13 protein-coding genes and 2 pseudogenes are annotated in these 14,183 nt (G+C 43.7%); 5 read left to right on the top strand and 10 right to left on the bottom strand.

Going from position 1 to position 14,183, the window contains the following annotated elements; genetic code table 11:
- Positions 1-270 precede the first annotated feature (270 nt).
- A pseudogene (locus tag MHB78_RS12160) lies at positions 271-1,189 on the bottom strand (YafY family protein).
- Between the two features lie 83 nt (positions 1,190-1,272).
- On the opposite strand from MHB78_RS12160, the gene MHB78_RS12155 reads away from it, so the two are divergent.
- On the top strand, positions 1,273-1,866 hold the full coding sequence (locus MHB78_RS12155; RefSeq protein ID WP_231947350.1) for a sporulation protein: 594 nt from the start codon (positions 1,273-1,275) through the stop codon (positions 1,864-1,866).
- Between the two features lie 40 nt (positions 1,867-1,906).
- Here MHB78_RS12155 and czrA read toward each other — a convergent pair whose 3' ends face one another.
- Positions 1,907-2,239 (bottom strand): Zn(II)-responsive metalloregulatory transcriptional repressor CzrA, encoded by a 333-nt coding sequence (czrA, locus tag MHB78_RS12150; protein ID WP_046132918.1) that lies wholly within the window; start codon positions 2,237-2,239, stop codon positions 1,907-1,909.
- Between the two features lie 645 nt (positions 2,240-2,884).
- Positions 2,885-3,136 carry a YnfE family protein gene (locus MHB78_RS12145; RefSeq protein ID WP_046132887.1) on the bottom strand — a complete coding sequence of 84 codons (252 nt, stop codon included), beginning with the start codon at positions 3,134-3,136 and terminating at the stop codon, positions 2,885-2,887.
- Positions 3,137-3,297: 161 nt separating this feature from the next.
- Here MHB78_RS12145 and MHB78_RS12140 point away from each other — a divergent pair, with 161 nt between their 5' ends.
- Together MHB78_RS12140 and MHB78_RS12135 are read left to right on the top strand one after the other, a co-directional pair.
- Positions 3,298-4,644 carry an APC family permease gene (locus tag MHB78_RS12140; RefSeq protein WP_046132886.1) on the top strand — a complete coding sequence of 449 codons (1,347 nt, stop codon included), beginning with the start codon at positions 3,298-3,300 and terminating at the stop codon, positions 4,642-4,644.
- Positions 4,645-4,725: 81 nt separating this feature from the next.
- On the top strand, positions 4,726-5,376 hold the full coding sequence (locus MHB78_RS12135; RefSeq protein WP_046132885.1) for a lysozyme family protein: 651 nt from the start codon (positions 4,726-4,728) through the stop codon (positions 5,374-5,376).
- Between the two features lie 136 nt (positions 5,377-5,512).
- Here the strand turns inward: MHB78_RS12135 and MHB78_RS12130 are convergent, their stop codons facing one another.
- From MHB78_RS12130 to MHB78_RS12105, 6 genes are all read right to left on the bottom strand, one after another.
- Entirely contained in the window at positions 5,513-6,499 is a 987-nt protein-coding gene (locus MHB78_RS12130; RefSeq protein WP_046132884.1) for a polysaccharide biosynthesis protein, read from the bottom strand.
- Between the two features lie 41 nt (positions 6,500-6,540).
- Positions 6,541-7,179, bottom strand: coding sequence for a DUF1796 family putative cysteine peptidase (locus tag MHB78_RS12125; protein WP_046132883.1), 639 nt, complete (start codon positions 7,177-7,179; stop codon positions 6,541-6,543).
- 200 nt (positions 7,180-7,379) lie between these two features.
- Entirely contained in the window at positions 7,380-8,207 is an 828-nt protein-coding gene (locus MHB78_RS12120; RefSeq protein ID WP_046132882.1) for a hypothetical protein, read from the bottom strand.
- Positions 8,204-9,430, bottom strand: coding sequence for a glycosyltransferase family 4 protein (locus MHB78_RS12115; RefSeq protein ID WP_046132881.1), 1,227 nt, complete (start codon positions 9,428-9,430; stop codon positions 8,204-8,206). The genes MHB78_RS12120 and MHB78_RS12115 overlap by 4 nt, the downstream gene beginning before the upstream one ends.
- 153 nt (positions 9,431-9,583) lie before the next feature.
- Positions 9,584-10,123, bottom strand: a complete 540-nt coding sequence (locus tag MHB78_RS12110) for a DUF420 domain-containing protein (RefSeq protein WP_231947351.1) — start codon at positions 10,121-10,123, stop codon at positions 9,584-9,586.
- Between the two features lie 142 nt (positions 10,124-10,265).
- Positions 10,266-11,246 (bottom strand): hypothetical protein, encoded by a 981-nt coding sequence (locus tag MHB78_RS12105; RefSeq protein WP_046132879.1) that lies wholly within the window; start codon positions 11,244-11,246, stop codon positions 10,266-10,268.
- A gap of 257 nt (positions 11,247-11,503) precedes the next feature.
- Between MHB78_RS12105 and MHB78_RS12100 the strand changes: the two genes are divergently transcribed.
- Complete coding sequence (locus tag MHB78_RS12100; RefSeq protein ID WP_046132878.1) at positions 11,504-12,466, top strand: S66 peptidase family protein; 963 nt, start codon at positions 11,504-11,506, stop codon at positions 12,464-12,466.
- A 95-nt stretch (positions 12,467-12,561) separates the two neighbouring features.
- On the opposite strand, the pseudogene MHB78_RS12095 reads toward MHB78_RS12100, so the two are convergent.
- Positions 12,562-13,098, bottom strand: a pseudogene (locus tag MHB78_RS12095) (GNAT family protein).
- A gap of 198 nt (positions 13,099-13,296) precedes the next feature.
- Between MHB78_RS12095 and MHB78_RS12090 the strand changes: the two are divergent.
- Positions 13,297-13,794, top strand: a complete 498-nt coding sequence (locus tag MHB78_RS12090; RefSeq protein WP_046132917.1) for a hypothetical protein — start codon at positions 13,297-13,299, stop codon at positions 13,792-13,794.
- The last annotated feature ends 389 nt before the right edge of the window (positions 13,795-14,183 follow it).

The raw sequence follows: 14,183 nt of genomic DNA, 5'->3' as shown, positions 1-14,183 counted from the left end.
ACTGTCGTTTGGAATGTGCAGGCGAAAATGGACTGACGGCGGATGTACGCATCTTAAATCAGATAAAATTTTTCAAATCCATCACCCGAGTCCATTTCGGTAAAACACTTCACCGCTGATCAGGGAGGCAAGTTCAGTCGCCCCATCATAAACATGAAAGAAGTCATTTTCAAAACGGGCAGCTTTTCAAGTTCAGTGACGATGACAGACACGAAAATGATGTCGGAAAAAGTGAATGCGAATGCACCCCCGGCTTCTGTGCGGGGTGCTTCACGTCTTATATACATCTACAACCTGCTTCGCCAACTCTTTTACCTTTTGGCGGATGTGAGGAGGATGCAGGACTTCGATATGGGTGCCAAAGTGAAGCAAAAATCGAAATAGCCAGTCATCCTCCGGATATGTTACAGAGACGATGCACGTCCCATTTTTATATGCAAGGGATTCAGCGCCGAACCATTCCCTTGCCAAAGGCTCTCCGGACGGGTTGACGAGAAGCGTGATCTCCGTCATGTTGTCAGGCTGATGCCACGTTCTCTCCCATGGGAGCTCAGAGAGGTTGATTTCCCTTCTTTTATATGAATCAGAAAGAACGGTCACGTCTTTCATTCGAATCAGCTTAAAGAAACGGAACGCTTGCTTTTCCAGGCAAAAAGCATACAAATACCAATGGCCTGCCTTTAACACAAGGGTGTGGGGTTCTGTGAGCCGTTTGCCCGTTTGTCCTTTCTTGTTTGCATATATAAAAGATACGATATTTGAGCTGTCGATCGCTTGATTCAACAGCTGCATCTTTTCCTTTATGATCCTCTTTTCTCCCCATGGAGAAATATCGAAAAACCATTTTTCCGTTTTTTCCCGAAACTCATGCAGTTCTTCCTCTGATACGAGCTGGCGGATCTTCTGCAGGGCCGCCCCTTGATGAAACGATTCATAGGTCGATGAGACGCTTTCGAGCGCCGTCGAGATGGCAAAGAAGCTTGTTTTCCAGACGGAACCGCTCCATTATGCTGATCCCGCCTCCTGCTCCCTGAGACGTAACGATCGGGATGCCGGCCTGATTGATCGTTTCAATATCCCGGTAAATCGTTCTGACAGACACCTCGAACATGTCGGCAAGCTCCTTCGCCTGAACCTGCCTTTTGCCGACGAGCAGAACGACAATCGCCAGAAGGCGGTCAATTTTCATAAGTACATCCTCCCGTTAGCCTCTCTTATTCTTCTACTATAGCACAGAAGCATTTTAGCATTAAATAACAAAAACAAGAACTCATGGCCTATTTTGAACTTGAAAATCGGATTTCACGGTACGATTTTTCAAGTTTGTACATATACTCGGTTAGAAGGGAGGTTGAAAGCATCGCCGTATATTTTGCGCAGTTTTTTGCCATTTGTCTGATCGTTTATATAAAAGTAAAGCGCTCCATCGGTTTTCAGCCATTAAAAAAAGCGCGGATGATATTCAGAATCGTTCTTTTTTCGGGAGTATTCATTACACTGTTGACGATGAGCTCCCTGCATCCGCTGTCATACCTTTACGATTTGATCGGCATTCTGCTCGGGCTATTGCTTACGATCTATGCGCTCAAGCATCTATCTATCGAGAACCGCGAGGGGGTGATCTATTTTCGGACTCATTTATGGGTTGAACTGATTGTCCTTTGCTTATTTTTATACCGTTTTCTATCGCGCCTTATCGAAATCAATCGCCTGCAAACGATTCAAAGCGGAGGATCTGCGTACGGAACGTTTTTCGCGCAGGATCCGGCCACAATGATCGGCTTTTTTGTACTTGCCGTTTATTATGTCGGCTTCTCTTTTTTTATTTTGAAAAAAGGAAAAGTTGCAGAAAACCGTTCAATATAAAAGGCAAACTCTAAAAGATTAGGGTTTGCCTTTTATCCTGTCAGTCATGCTGCGTATGATCGATCATTTGCTGAAGAACATCAAGCACGTGCTGATCCTCAGGCGAATAAAAAATAGAGGTTCCCGCCCTTCTCGATTTCACGAGGCGAAGATTTTTTAAAAATCTCAGCTGATGGGATACGGTTGACTGAAGAAGGCTCAGCTTTTCTGCAATTTCATTCACCGAATGCTCCCCCTGTGACAGCAGATGGAGAATTTTAATTCTCGTAGGATCTGAGAGCGCTTTAAACGTCTGTGAGACGAGAAATAAAGTTTCTTCATCTAATGCAAACAGATCTTGTTCTTCTTGTATATCTTGATTTTGCTCTTTCATATTTTCACCTTTTCCGCACGTCATTTTCCCTTATTTATCATATACCAAAACACAGCGGATTGAAAAGTTTTCAGAACGATTCAGGTTACAGTCTAGCGCTGTATTTAACAGTATCACTTCAGCAGACTCACCGACAGCGGTCGATGGCACTTGCGTCCCGTCCAACATGACGCACTGCTGCAGGTAACCCTCCAGTTAGCAGCGCTCCACCCTCCGAACGGTTTTCTGCGGCAGGATCGCCTCCGTGCCGCCTAAAAAACTCCTTTGTGAAAAGGTCAACCCTAATCCGCTGCCTCCGGTTAAACGACTTCTTGATCCTTCACCGCGATATAAAAGTTCGAAAACGCGTTACAGTTCTTCCGCGGAGAAGCCCGGCCCCGTATCGAGCATTGCCAACTTTTATTGCAGCGATCCGTAATGTTACCTTGGGAGGATGGGTGTCTGGCAGCGTTATCCAATAAATTGTTCATGGTGCGCTCCAATAAGTGCGATTCGCCATTCAGGATGCAATCGTATGCCGGGCCGGCGGGATTGATATACTGTCATTCCCGCCGGCGGCGCCATGGTTTTTATATTGAATACCGCAAGTTGTCCATATATATTTTTTCCAATGGCATAAAAAGAACATCCAGGAAGCCCCGGATGCTAGATGCTTTTCTCCTCATAGACATGTTCCAGCTGTGAAAAAGGAATGTCTCCCGCCGCATAATCAACGGCGGCGCTCACGATTCGGTCAAATGCCTCGGCTGATATGCTCTGCTCTTTCAACAGCCGTTCATACCTTTCGATTTCTTCCTGCTGTCTTCTCAAATCGTCTTCTTTCCCGTCATAATCGGCTGCATTCATCGTTTCCATATTCCTCTTAACGGCTTCTACATATCCTTTTAATTCTTCCATATGTTACATTCTCCTCGCTTTTTGAAGATCAGTCAAAAGCATTTGCCTAACCGTGAGTTTTTATACGAAAAAAAGGCGTTTTATACGGTTGCTAGCATGGCAAAAAACATTTAAAATATGTCTTAATTTACAATTAACATCATAAGGAGTTTTATAAGTCATTGAAAAACGAAACTGCGCTTAAACGAAGCCTTACCCTCCTCCCGCTTGTCGTCATTGGGCTGGCATATATGGACCCGCTCGTCGTATTTGATTCATACGGGGTAGTTGCCCAAATGACAAAGGGACATGTTCCGGCGGCATATATTTTCACGGTTGCCGCTTTACTATTGACCGCATTAAGCTATGGCAAAATGGTCAAAGCCTATCCGAAAGCCGGATCGGCTTATACGTATGCGTTTGAAAGCATCCATCCCCGCGCGGGATTTATCGCGGGCTGGACGATTATGCTCGATTATCTGTTTTTGCCAATGGTTAACTTCGCGATCGGCAGCGCCTATTTGTCAGCAGCCTTTCCAGAGGTTCCCCACGGCTTTTGGGTGATTCTGCTCGCTTCGGCGATCACGGCCGTCAATATTTTGGGCATCAAATTGACAGCGAGCATTACAGCCTTGTTTGTCACCTTCCAAGTGATCGTCGCTTTAACATTTGCGGGTTTTATGATCACAGGGCTTTCAAGCGGCCTCGGTTCAGGCGAACTTGTATCAGCGGCCCCGTTTTATCAGCCGGATATGGAGCCTTCTCTTATCGTCTCGGGGGCGACGATTTTATGTTTTTCCTTTTTGGGATTTGACGCAATTTCGACGATGTCAGAAGAGACGATTCAGCCGAAAAAGAATATTCCTCTGGCTATCTTCTTAACGGTAGCGATCGGAGGAATGCTGTTTACCGCCATCAGTTATTTGATGCAGCAAATCTATCCGCATTATGAAAGGTTCCGCCATGCCGATTCGGCATCGCTGGAAATTGCTTATTATGCGGGAGGCGCTTTTTTGCGTTCTTTCTTTTTGGCGGGCACTATGGTAGCGGTCATTTCTTCCTCCCTTTCGTCGCATGCGAGCGCTTCAAGGCTTTTGTACGCGATGGGCCGCGACAGCTCTTTGCCGAAGCGTTTCTTCGGATATATTCATCCGACACTGAAAACCCCGGTTTTTAATATCGTCTTTATCGGGCTGATTTCGCTGACGGCCATGATAGGAGAATTGGAGGTTATTTATTCGTTCATCAGTTTTGGCGCTTTGATCGGCTTTATATTTGTTCACCTGTCTGTCATTGCCCATTACTATATCCGCCGGAGGCAAAAAGGCGTTTTAAACACGCTGCGCTATTTGATCCTCCCTTTTTTAGGCGCCGCCTTTTGCGGCTGGCTGCTTTTGAGCATCAGCAAGAACGCGTTGATCATCGGCGCTGTCTGGCTGATTGCCGGATTTTTGTATTTCTGGTTCAGGGTTCGGTCACTTCCGGACATCACGTTTGGATTTGACAGAGATTATCATCAGAAGCGCTGATAAAATCGCTTGGTCTTAAGATCAAGATGTGTCATAATAAAAAGGCTGTGTACTGATTAGGGCTTTACAGAGGTGAAACCGTTGAAAAGAAAGAAATCAGGGTGTTTTGCCGGAGCTGGCTGTTTGTGTTTTTTTGTGCTCGTTCCCTTGATCCTGTTCTTGGCCCTCAACGGTCAGGAACAGCTGAAATGGCTTCCTCTTGACACTGAGACCAATATTATGGAGAGATTAACAGATTACAAGCCTCTTGTACAAAAAGAGCTTGAGAAAGAGGGACTGGAACAATACACCTCTCTCTTGTTAGGAATGATCTATCAAGAGTCGAAAGGCAGAGGCAAAGATCCGATGCAATCGTCAGAATCTCTCGGCTTGAAAAGAAATGAAATTAACGACCCGGAGACAAGCATCAAACAAGGTGTGCACCATTTTTCCGTTATGTACAAAACGGGACAGAAAAAAGGAGTCGATTTAGCAACGATCATCCAAAGCTATAATATGGGATCAGGCTACATTGATTACGTCTCAAAACACGGCGGAAAACACACTGAGAAACTGGCAAAGGAATTTTCCGAAAAGCAAGTAAAACAGAACCCCGATCTGTATAACTGCGGCGGAAATAAAAACAACTTCCGCTACCCATACTGCTACGGGGATTACTCTTATACGGAAAAAGTAATGGAACGAACGAAAAAAGTAGAAGAAAAAATCGAAGGTTTAACACTTAGACAGTAAAACAATTACGGACTGGGCGTTTTTTAAAGCGGCGCCCGGTTCGCCATTTATGAACCAGCGAACATAAGCATCGCCTGCAAAATGCATGCCATGCTTTTTAAAGTCCGCACATGATGAATGACTTACTCACCCGTCATCATGATAAAAATCCGCCCTCTTTTAACATCTCTTTTACTTCATCTTTTGAGATTAAAAAGTCTTTCGAGCTTAATTTTTCCGTTTGCAGAGATCTGCAGCCGGCGTAATGTGTACTTAATTCCGGAATTTGGATCGAAGGCAGCACGACTGAAAGATCATCTGTCAGCGAAACGGCATGCTGGTGTTCGTGCCCGGAAATCAGCAGTTCATGAAGCTTTTCCCCAGGTCTTGCGCCGCTTTCGACGATTGACGTATTTTTATCTCCGTATGTCTCGATCAATACTTCCGCCATATCCAAAATTCTGCACGCAGGCGAATTCATGATGAAAATCTCTCCGCCTTTTCCTTGAACTGCAGCCTGTAATAAAAGCTGGATCGTTTTTTCTTTTGTTAAGAAGAAGCGGGTCATTCTTTTATCCGTGATGCTCACTTCGTTCTTTTGCTTAATTTGGTCTTTAAAAAGCTGAAGGACGCTTCCGCTGCTTCCGAGCACATTCCCTCCCCTGACGCAGATAAAGGCCGTGTCTGAATGCAAATGGTTGGCATAAATAATGAGCTTTTCGCCGATCGCTTTCGTCATGCCGTAGAAATTAACGGGATCTGCCGCTTTGTCAGTTGAAACATTGATTACTTTTTTCACGCCGTTTTCAATTGCTGCTTCAATGACGTTTTCGGTTCCCGTCACATTCGTTTTCAATGCTTCAAGCGGCTGTTCCTCGCAGACGGGCACATGCTTCAGCGCCGCTAAATGAAAGACGTAATCGACTCCTTTAAGTCCGGCGACCAGCGCTTTTCGATCGCGGATGTCCCCGATGAAAAACGAAAGCCTCGGATCTTCGATCAGCCTTCTCATCTGTACTTGTCTCTCTTCATTTCTAGAAAATACAATGATTTTTTTCGGATTTAAAGATAATAATTGAAGGATAAGCTCATGGCCCCATGAGCCTGTTCCCCCGGTAATGAAAACGACTTTATTCTCAAACATCCCTTTTCCTCCTTGAGTATACTTGAATGAAACATAGCTGGTTAAACGAGTGTGATTCCTTCAAACAGCTCTGACCATAAAGCATTATTGCCCTCCCATATTTCCGTATCAGGCAATTCTACAGCGCAAATTTTCTCAAGCGGCCAATCAATTTCGACAATGCCGGTGACGTCTGTATGCCGCACGAAAAGGACGCTAAAGTCATGCTGAACCAATTCCGATAAAACGAGTTCAAGCTCCTGCGCCTCTTCAAGGCTTCCTTCCGTTCTGACGAAAAGAATGCGATTGCTCTCCGACATTTGTTCCATAAAGCGGTTGATCCTTCTGTTGTACTTTTCCATCACCTCAGGATACGTCATTAAATCATCGAGTGTATTTTGATCTGCAGCAAAATCGTGAACGAATTCAACACCATAATAGTCATCTCTTACATAGATCGTAGAACCTTCTTCTTTTTCACCGGTGTTATAGCCTAACACCCTTAGATTTACTGGTCTCATAAAATCGGAAAACCGATTTCGAAGAAGGCGGTTGACGTCTGCCAAGGAATGAGACGTCATCCAGTCAATAGGACCTGCAAACGGCCTCAAATTATTTTTTCTAAGCTGGATGGCCGACAGACAAAGGTGCCCTATGCTAAAAACGGCATCATATTGACCCTTCATTTCTTGCAAATTCATATTTCCAACTCCCCTTTCCTCCTGTTACACGGCTGCTTGTAATAGGAAATCGCGAAGCTGTCTCATATGGTCACTTTTTAGTATTGTATGCTTCATGATAGAGAAAGGTAAAAGACAACCACCTACTTTAGGAAGGTTTGGGATAAGGGGATTGAAAGCCGGAAAAATAAAAAGCCTCCGTTTTCCGAAGGCTGATTATTTTACGATTCGTCGCCGTTTCTCTGAGCTTCTTTAAGAACATTAACCGTTTCAGGACTTGGTAGAGTATGATCTTCCGGCAGCGATTCTTTTAGCGTTTCCGCTATGTTGCGGTCGATATTTTTCATGGCATTTACCGTTTCAGAAACGTTTGGCTGCGATTCAATGCTCTCTTCGACATTTTCTTGATTTATATTTTGTAAAGCGTCTGCCGCTTTGGAAACATTCGGCAACGATCCAGTGTTATTTCCCAATGTGTTCCCGTTCGCTCCGTTAGGAGAGTTTGCCGGAATAGAACCTTTTGTCAATGATCCAATGCTATTACTTAAAGTATTTCCGTTTCCCCCGATAAAAGAGTTCGACGGCTGAGAATTTATCGGCGATGATTCGGTGTTATTTCCTAAAGAATTCCCCTTCGCTCCATTAAAAGAGTTTACCGGACTAGACACCGATGCAGGGTACAAAGATCCGCGATTTATACTAAGAGTGTCTGCCATACCAGGAACTTGCGGCAATGAACGAATGACCTGTTCTAACGCTGCACGATCCATCCCTTGGACAGCCGCCGTTTGAATGTCTTGTAAAATCCTATTATTATTTTCTAAAATCTGATTGTTCATATGATCAAAGATGGAATGCAAATCTTGGATCAACGGTCTAAGGTTTTCATCAACCAAATCTAATTCTGATTCTTCTGTTGAAGCCTCTTCACTTTCCTGTGCACGCTGTTCAGCTAATTGAAACAGCAGATCCAAATACGTCGCCCACCACTCACCATCCAGCTCTTTATTGATGCTGTCGAGCAAATGATTAATAATTAACGTTTTCATTCAACATCACTCCTTGTATCTGTAATCGTTTGATAAATATTGATAATCCTGTCTACGGCTTGATCCATATCCCAATGTTCTTTTGCAAACTCCCTTACGTTTACTCCCAATGTGCGTCTGAATTCGTCATCTCCCAACAACCGATCCAGATAGCTGCACAATGTGTCCGAATCCCCTTTAGGCGCTACAAGTCCCGTCACTTCATGTTCCACCATTTCCGGCAGCCCCCCGGCATCGGTGACAATCGCAGGCACCCCGGCTATTTGAGATTCAATTAATGATAAAGGCTGATTCTCCAACAGGCTCGGTAAAACATAAATGTCGGCGAGTGAAAGCAAATAAGGAATATCTTCGCGCTTTTTCAAAAAGACTACATCATCTTCCAGACCAAGCTCCCTGCTTTGAAGTCTGAGCGGGGCAAGCTTCTCTCCTTCACCTGCGATCCAGCATACCCAGTCTTCGCGGATATTCTTTAGTTCAGCAAGTGCAGCGATTAAATGGTGAACACCTTTAATTTCGGTAAGCCTTCCGGTGAACAGGATGACTTTTTTGTCTGTCACAGGAGTTTTGCTTCCTTCTGTTTCAAGCCTGTTTAAGAAACCATTGACGTCATAACCGTACTGGTAGACTTCGATTTGCTCTGCCGGCACTTGAAATTCGTCCGTCAGAATGTTCTTCAGCCAGTTGTTGGCAACGATCGTCTTCTGGGCGGACGTTGCACCCGTTTGTTCAAGATGATCATAGTAAGCTCTCGCCAGATAAGAAGTTGAAGATCTGTGAATCGTATTGAGCTGCTGCCTGATTTCGTGTGCGACACAGCCGTGAAGGGTCGTAACAAGCGGAATATCGTTTGGAAGCACTCTTTTCAGGCTCGTGCTTGACACAATATCCTGGGCGTGAACAATATCATACTTATCGAGCCCTAAATAAGCTGCACCAAGCTCATACGCATAACGCTGCTGTTCGGTATAACCGACCAGCTGATTTGCATAGATTTCCGGAAACAGGTCTTTGTTCACGACTGTTTTAATGAAAGGAAGCAGCTTTTCTTTGTCAATGCTTCGATTTTCATTTGCAACATGAACGATTTTGCTCTCTTTCCCATACCCAAGCAAATCTACTTCATGACCTAAAGACTCAAGTTTCTCTTTCAATTGGACCATGTATGTCCATACACCACCAACATGGGGAATATCCCAATAAGTAGCCAGAAGTATTTTCATAAGCATCTCCCTTTTTCTTTTCTATCCAATGCTCTAATTATTTATATTGGTCATGTTCACTTCTTGTGTAGTACGTTTATCTAATTTGGACGGATTAATTTCGAAAAAGGAATAGTTGGGGATAAAACAAAAAAAGCCGGTTGTCCGGCTTTTTTAATAGTAAGGGGAAATCAAGATATAAACGAGAACGCCCGTCAGGCTGACATACAGCCAAAGCGGCATCGTCCATCGTGCGATTTTGCGGTGGCGTTCAACCTGCATGCTGAGCCCCCTGAACAATGTAAACAAGGCAAGAGGAACGATAACGGCTGACAACACAATGTGCGTGATCAAGATAAAAAAGTAGATGGGCCGTATGATGCCTTGTCCTCCAAAATGGGTATCAGGCATCAGCGAATGATAGGTCAGATAAGACACAAGAAAGATTGCCGTCGTTGTAAAAGCGGCAAAAACAAACTGTTTATGGGCTTTAATATTTTTCTGCTTGATCATGATAAGCGCCGCAACCAGAAAAATAAAAGTAAAACTATTACAGACGGCGTTAAGCAGCGGCAAGAACGTCAGATCCAAATGGCTGAACTTGTCGCCTTTCGGGAGGAAAAACAGCAATGCGATGACACCGTTGATGATGATCGTCAGCGCAACAACGATGCCTGTAAAATTTTTATTCTTTTCTTTATGAGTCATATGCAATAATCTCTCCTATTTGTCCAAGCTATCAAAATCGTATTCAATCTCACGGGTATTGTCAACGTTTTCGCATCGTTCGTCAGAAATTAGACATAGAAAACGCAAAAATTCCCTCCGGTCGAAACCCGGGGGGGATTTGTCGGACTTAGAAATTCAGTGCATCGTTTGCCATTAGGTTTTGCGCTTCTTCTTCTGTCACGATATCAGATTTTTTCGGTTTATGGCTGAATGTCACTTCACCGTCAATTTCTTTAAAAGAAGAATCAGTCGTAATGGCGATTGATTTAGGGAAATCCTTTATGTCAAAGTCGATGGATACATCGGCTTTTTGAGAAAGGATATTTTTCTTGTCATCAAGGGTTGTTGTCACATTGTACTTTTTGAAAGTCAAATCTTTCAAGCCGTCTTTTACATTGTTCAAATCATCTTTAGACAACGTTTTTTCTGAAGCATCGCCGATGATTTTGATGACGTTCATCACGACTTGTTTCACTTCTTCGTCTTTCAGGCTGAATGTGATTTTTTCTGATGCGCCTTTTTCTTTTTCTTTATCAGTCAAATCTTCTGTTTTAAACTGGTCTGCGGACAGGTTATCCGCACCTTTTTGGATGGAATCCATCAGTTTCTTTTGAATGTCTTCCGCCTCTTTTGATGATGACTGATCGTCTTCAAGCGGGAATTCCAAATACTTTCCTTTCAGACTGTCAAAGTTCATTCCCGTTGTTCCAAGGAACAATCCGAAATTGTCTAAGACGCTGTCAAGCTTGATGTACCCAACTTGTTTTTTCTCATCCATAAACACCGGAACATCGAAATTCATCGTCATGTTTTGGACTTTCATTTGGCCTTTTAGCACGACTTCAGACTGTTTTGTCTTCGAATCTGTTTTTCCGCTGACCGTTAATTTTAGATTGTTCAACACTTCGGCAATCTGCTTATCTTCCGCACCCATATTGGACGCATCAACTTTCAGGCCGATATCAGCTGAAAAATCGTACTTTTCTGCTTCGGCTAACTTTTTGTAAGCGACCGCGTACGATCCTTTTGGATCAGCTTGCTGGCATGCAGCTAATGCAAGTACAAAAGCCGAAATAATCAAAAATAAAAACCAGTTTCTCTTCTTCAAATCGAACGCTCCTTTTGTCATGGTTTTTTCTGGGCTCAGACAAAATATGTACCAGATGACATAAGCATTCTATCACAAAAAAGGGAAAGGAAGTTGAAAAATTTGCTTAACATTACATTAAAACTTATTTTGGAAATAGATTCACGAATTGAATTTTTTTACAATATTGGATTTCAGGGATGAATATTATAAAAAACATTTCAACACTGCTGATGATATGGTTAAATGGAATGAAACCAAGCAAAAGGATGTTGTATATGTTTCCTTCAAAATTAAAAGCCGGAGACCTCTTAAGAATCGTTGCTCCTTCCAGGAGTATGTCCCTTTTAGAAAAAGAGCAAGCGGAAAGGGCAACGCGCGTGTTAGAACAGATCGGGTTTCGAATTTCGGTTTCGGCCCATGCCGATGAACTCGATGCATGTTCTTCATCAAGCATTGAATCAAGAGTCAGCGACCTTCACGAAGCCTTCTTAGACCCGGACGTAAAAGGGATTCTGACAGTGCTCGGAGGCTACAACAGCAATCAGCTTCTTTCCTATTTGGACTATGAATTGATCAAGTCCCATCCAAAGATGTTCTGCGGTTTTTCGGACATTACGGCTCTCGCCTCCGCAATTTATAAAAAGACGGGCATTGTGACCTATTCCGGCCCTCATTTTTCTAGCTTTTCTATGAAACAGGGGTTAGAGTATACAAAAGATTATTTTGTGAAATGCTGTCTGTCGGAAGAACCGTACGAAATCGAACCGTCTAACTTCTGGTGCGAGGAGATTGGGGAAGAGCGTCCCTATCCAAATCGCGGTCCGGTCATCTTAAACGAAGGAACTGCGGAAGGCAGGATGCTCGGGGGAAACTTAAGTACGCTGAATCTTCTTCAGGGAACGGAATATTTCCCTGACATAAAAGATGCCGTATTATTTTTGGAAGATGATTTTGAATCTTCGGCCGCTTTTTTCGACCGCGATTTGCAATCGTTGCTCCACCTTCCGGATTTCTCATTTGTCAAAGCTGTTGTTATCGGCCGCTTTCAGAAAAAATCAGGCGTACCGATCGACCTTCTCAAAACGATCATTCAAACAAAAAAAGAGCTTTCGTCGATTCCGGTCATCGCCAATATGGATTTCGGCCATACGACTCCATTTTTTACGTTTCCCATAGGAGGAAGGTGCCGGATAAAAGCGCTAAACGGCAAGGTCCGTCTCACCATCACGGAGCATTAACAGGCAGAGGAACTGCGATTTCCTCTGCCTGATTACGGGTGAGCTGACTTGCAGGCCGCTGCCGCAGGAAGACATTGTGTTAAAATTCAGGAAGTTCAGCAACCCGCAGCGCCTAAAATAGAGTATACATATGTATCATGCAAAACGCCGTTTTGATACATATAATTTCTTAATACTCCTTCTTTTTGAAAACCCAATTTTGTTAATACCTGATTAGACCCTTCATTTTGAATAAAAACAACCGCACCAATACGAGTTAATCCCATATCTCCAAATCCATACTCTACAATTCTAGCAATCGCTTCTGTTGCATAGCCTTTTCTCCAATATTCGGGATTCAATTCATATCCTATTTCCGCCCGTTTATGTTTAGGCGACCAAGCATTAAATCAAATTGTGCCGATTAGTTTTTCTTCTCCTTTTATTTGAATGCCCCATCTAATTCCCCTGTTTTCAACATAATTCTGCTTAAAAAGAGCAATTAAATGTCTTGCTTGCTCTTTGGTTTCGAATGTATCTTGTCCATAATAGCGGGTAACTTTTTCATTGGAAAAACAATCGAATATGTTTTCTGTATCCAGATCAGTTATTTCTCTTAATACAAGCCTATCTGTTTCAATCTCCGGAAACATATTTGCCCTCCTTACCAACATTCTTTTGTAAGTATTCTATAAGGAAAAACTATTTTCCTTGTCATGCTTCTTCATTATATTCCAGAAAGCTGGATGAGCGGGGATGCCGCTTTTCAACCATTTTTATGCACAGTTGAATTTCGGGCGCAGAGATCGGTTAAACTATTTCCGGATTTGGAGGTGATTCGATTGAACAGAATGTTAAAAAGTTTGCTGCCGCTTCTAGTCCTGCTCTTGCCTCATGCGGTAACAGCTAAGGCCCAGACTACGGCCCAGATATCCTATCCATGCAGCGTCGTTCTTCATCCGGTCAGGGATATACCCAATGCTCTAGGAACCGCTTTAATTGCAAAAGTTAAAAAACCGTATACAGATATGCCGACGAGTCCTGTGAGAGAACGACAGAGCATTGGCATCTATGCTGATTGGATGCCCCCTCCTTCTTCATTCGGAGATTACGACCGATACGAAGGGTTGGCCCAAATACCCGGGGAAATCAGTTGGCGGTTTAAGATGTATTCCGTTAATGAAGATATGCCAAGCTGGGCCGGGGGAGCTCCCCAGGCAGGAAAATTTGACCAAATATCTTCAGAGCTTCCTGTGAATACACGGGTCGAGATACGCCTTTCCAACTCGAAAATGAATAGATTAGGTCCTGCTATTTTGCAAAACACCTTATCCGGATGCCGTAAATAGCAGGTTGATTCCCGCGAACGGTGAAACAACTTTGCGTTCGCCGAACCGCTGCCTCCAGATACATTGCAGCTGTCGGCCATCCGGGCGGCTATAATTATAAAAACAGCACAACGCCAGCTTCCGGTGTTTTTCTCCCGACGCGTTGCTAAGATGGACCGGAATGTCTGGCGTTTTCGCATGAATCAGCAGCTGAACGTTTGTTCCCCCGGGGCCTATATTGCTTTCAGGAAAAGCTTACACAATACTTTCGGCCGCTTATTCCTGGTGGATAAACAGATATTTTTCAGGGCTGGACAGAACAGAAAACATCACCGTGAAAACCTTCCATCCCCGGATCGGACTTCCGCATCTAAACTTCGACACTTCTCCTTTATGTAAAGCAATAATTG

Source organism: Bacillus sp. FSL K6-0138 (assembly GCF_037982765.1).
Taxonomy (GTDB): Bacteria; Bacillota; Bacilli; order Bacillales; family Bacillaceae; genus Bacillus; species Bacillus glycinifermentans.
This window is presented reverse-complemented; position numbering and strand designations above follow the sequence as displayed.

What these genes read in the sequence shown, in the direction of transcription:
- MHB78_RS12125 (WP_046132883.1), bottom strand. Translation starts at nt 7,179, where the DNA reads ATGAATTTGCAAGAAATGAAGGGTCAATATGATGCCGTTTTTAGCATA.
- MHB78_RS12155 (WP_231947350.1), top strand. Translation starts at nt 1,273, where the DNA reads ATGGCCTATTTTGAACTTGAAAATCGGATTTCACGGTACGATTTTTCA.
- MHB78_RS12115 (WP_046132881.1), bottom strand. Translation starts at nt 9,430, where the DNA reads ATGAAAATACTTCTGGCTACTTATTGGGATATTCCCCATGTTGGTGGT.
- MHB78_RS12120 (WP_046132882.1), bottom strand. Translation starts at nt 8,207, where the DNA reads ATGAAAACGTTAATTATTAATCATTTGCTCGACAGCATCAATAAAGAG.
- MHB78_RS12130 (WP_046132884.1), bottom strand. Translation starts at nt 6,499, where the DNA reads ATGTTTGAGAATAAAGTCGTTTTCATTACCGGGGGAACAGGCTCATGG.
- MHB78_RS12100 (WP_046132878.1), top strand. Translation starts at nt 11,504, where the DNA reads ATGTTTCCTTCAAAATTAAAAGCCGGAGACCTCTTAAGAATCGTTGCT.
- czrA (WP_046132918.1), bottom strand. Translation starts at nt 2,239, where the DNA reads ATGAAAGAGCAAAATCAAGATATACAAGAAGAACAAGATCTGTTTGCA.
- MHB78_RS12090 (WP_046132917.1), top strand. Translation starts at nt 13,297, where the DNA reads ATGTTAAAAAGTTTGCTGCCGCTTCTAGTCCTGCTCTTGCCTCATGCG.
- MHB78_RS12145 (WP_046132887.1), bottom strand. Translation starts at nt 3,136, where the DNA reads ATGGAAGAATTAAAAGGATATGTAGAAGCCGTTAAGAGGAATATGGAA.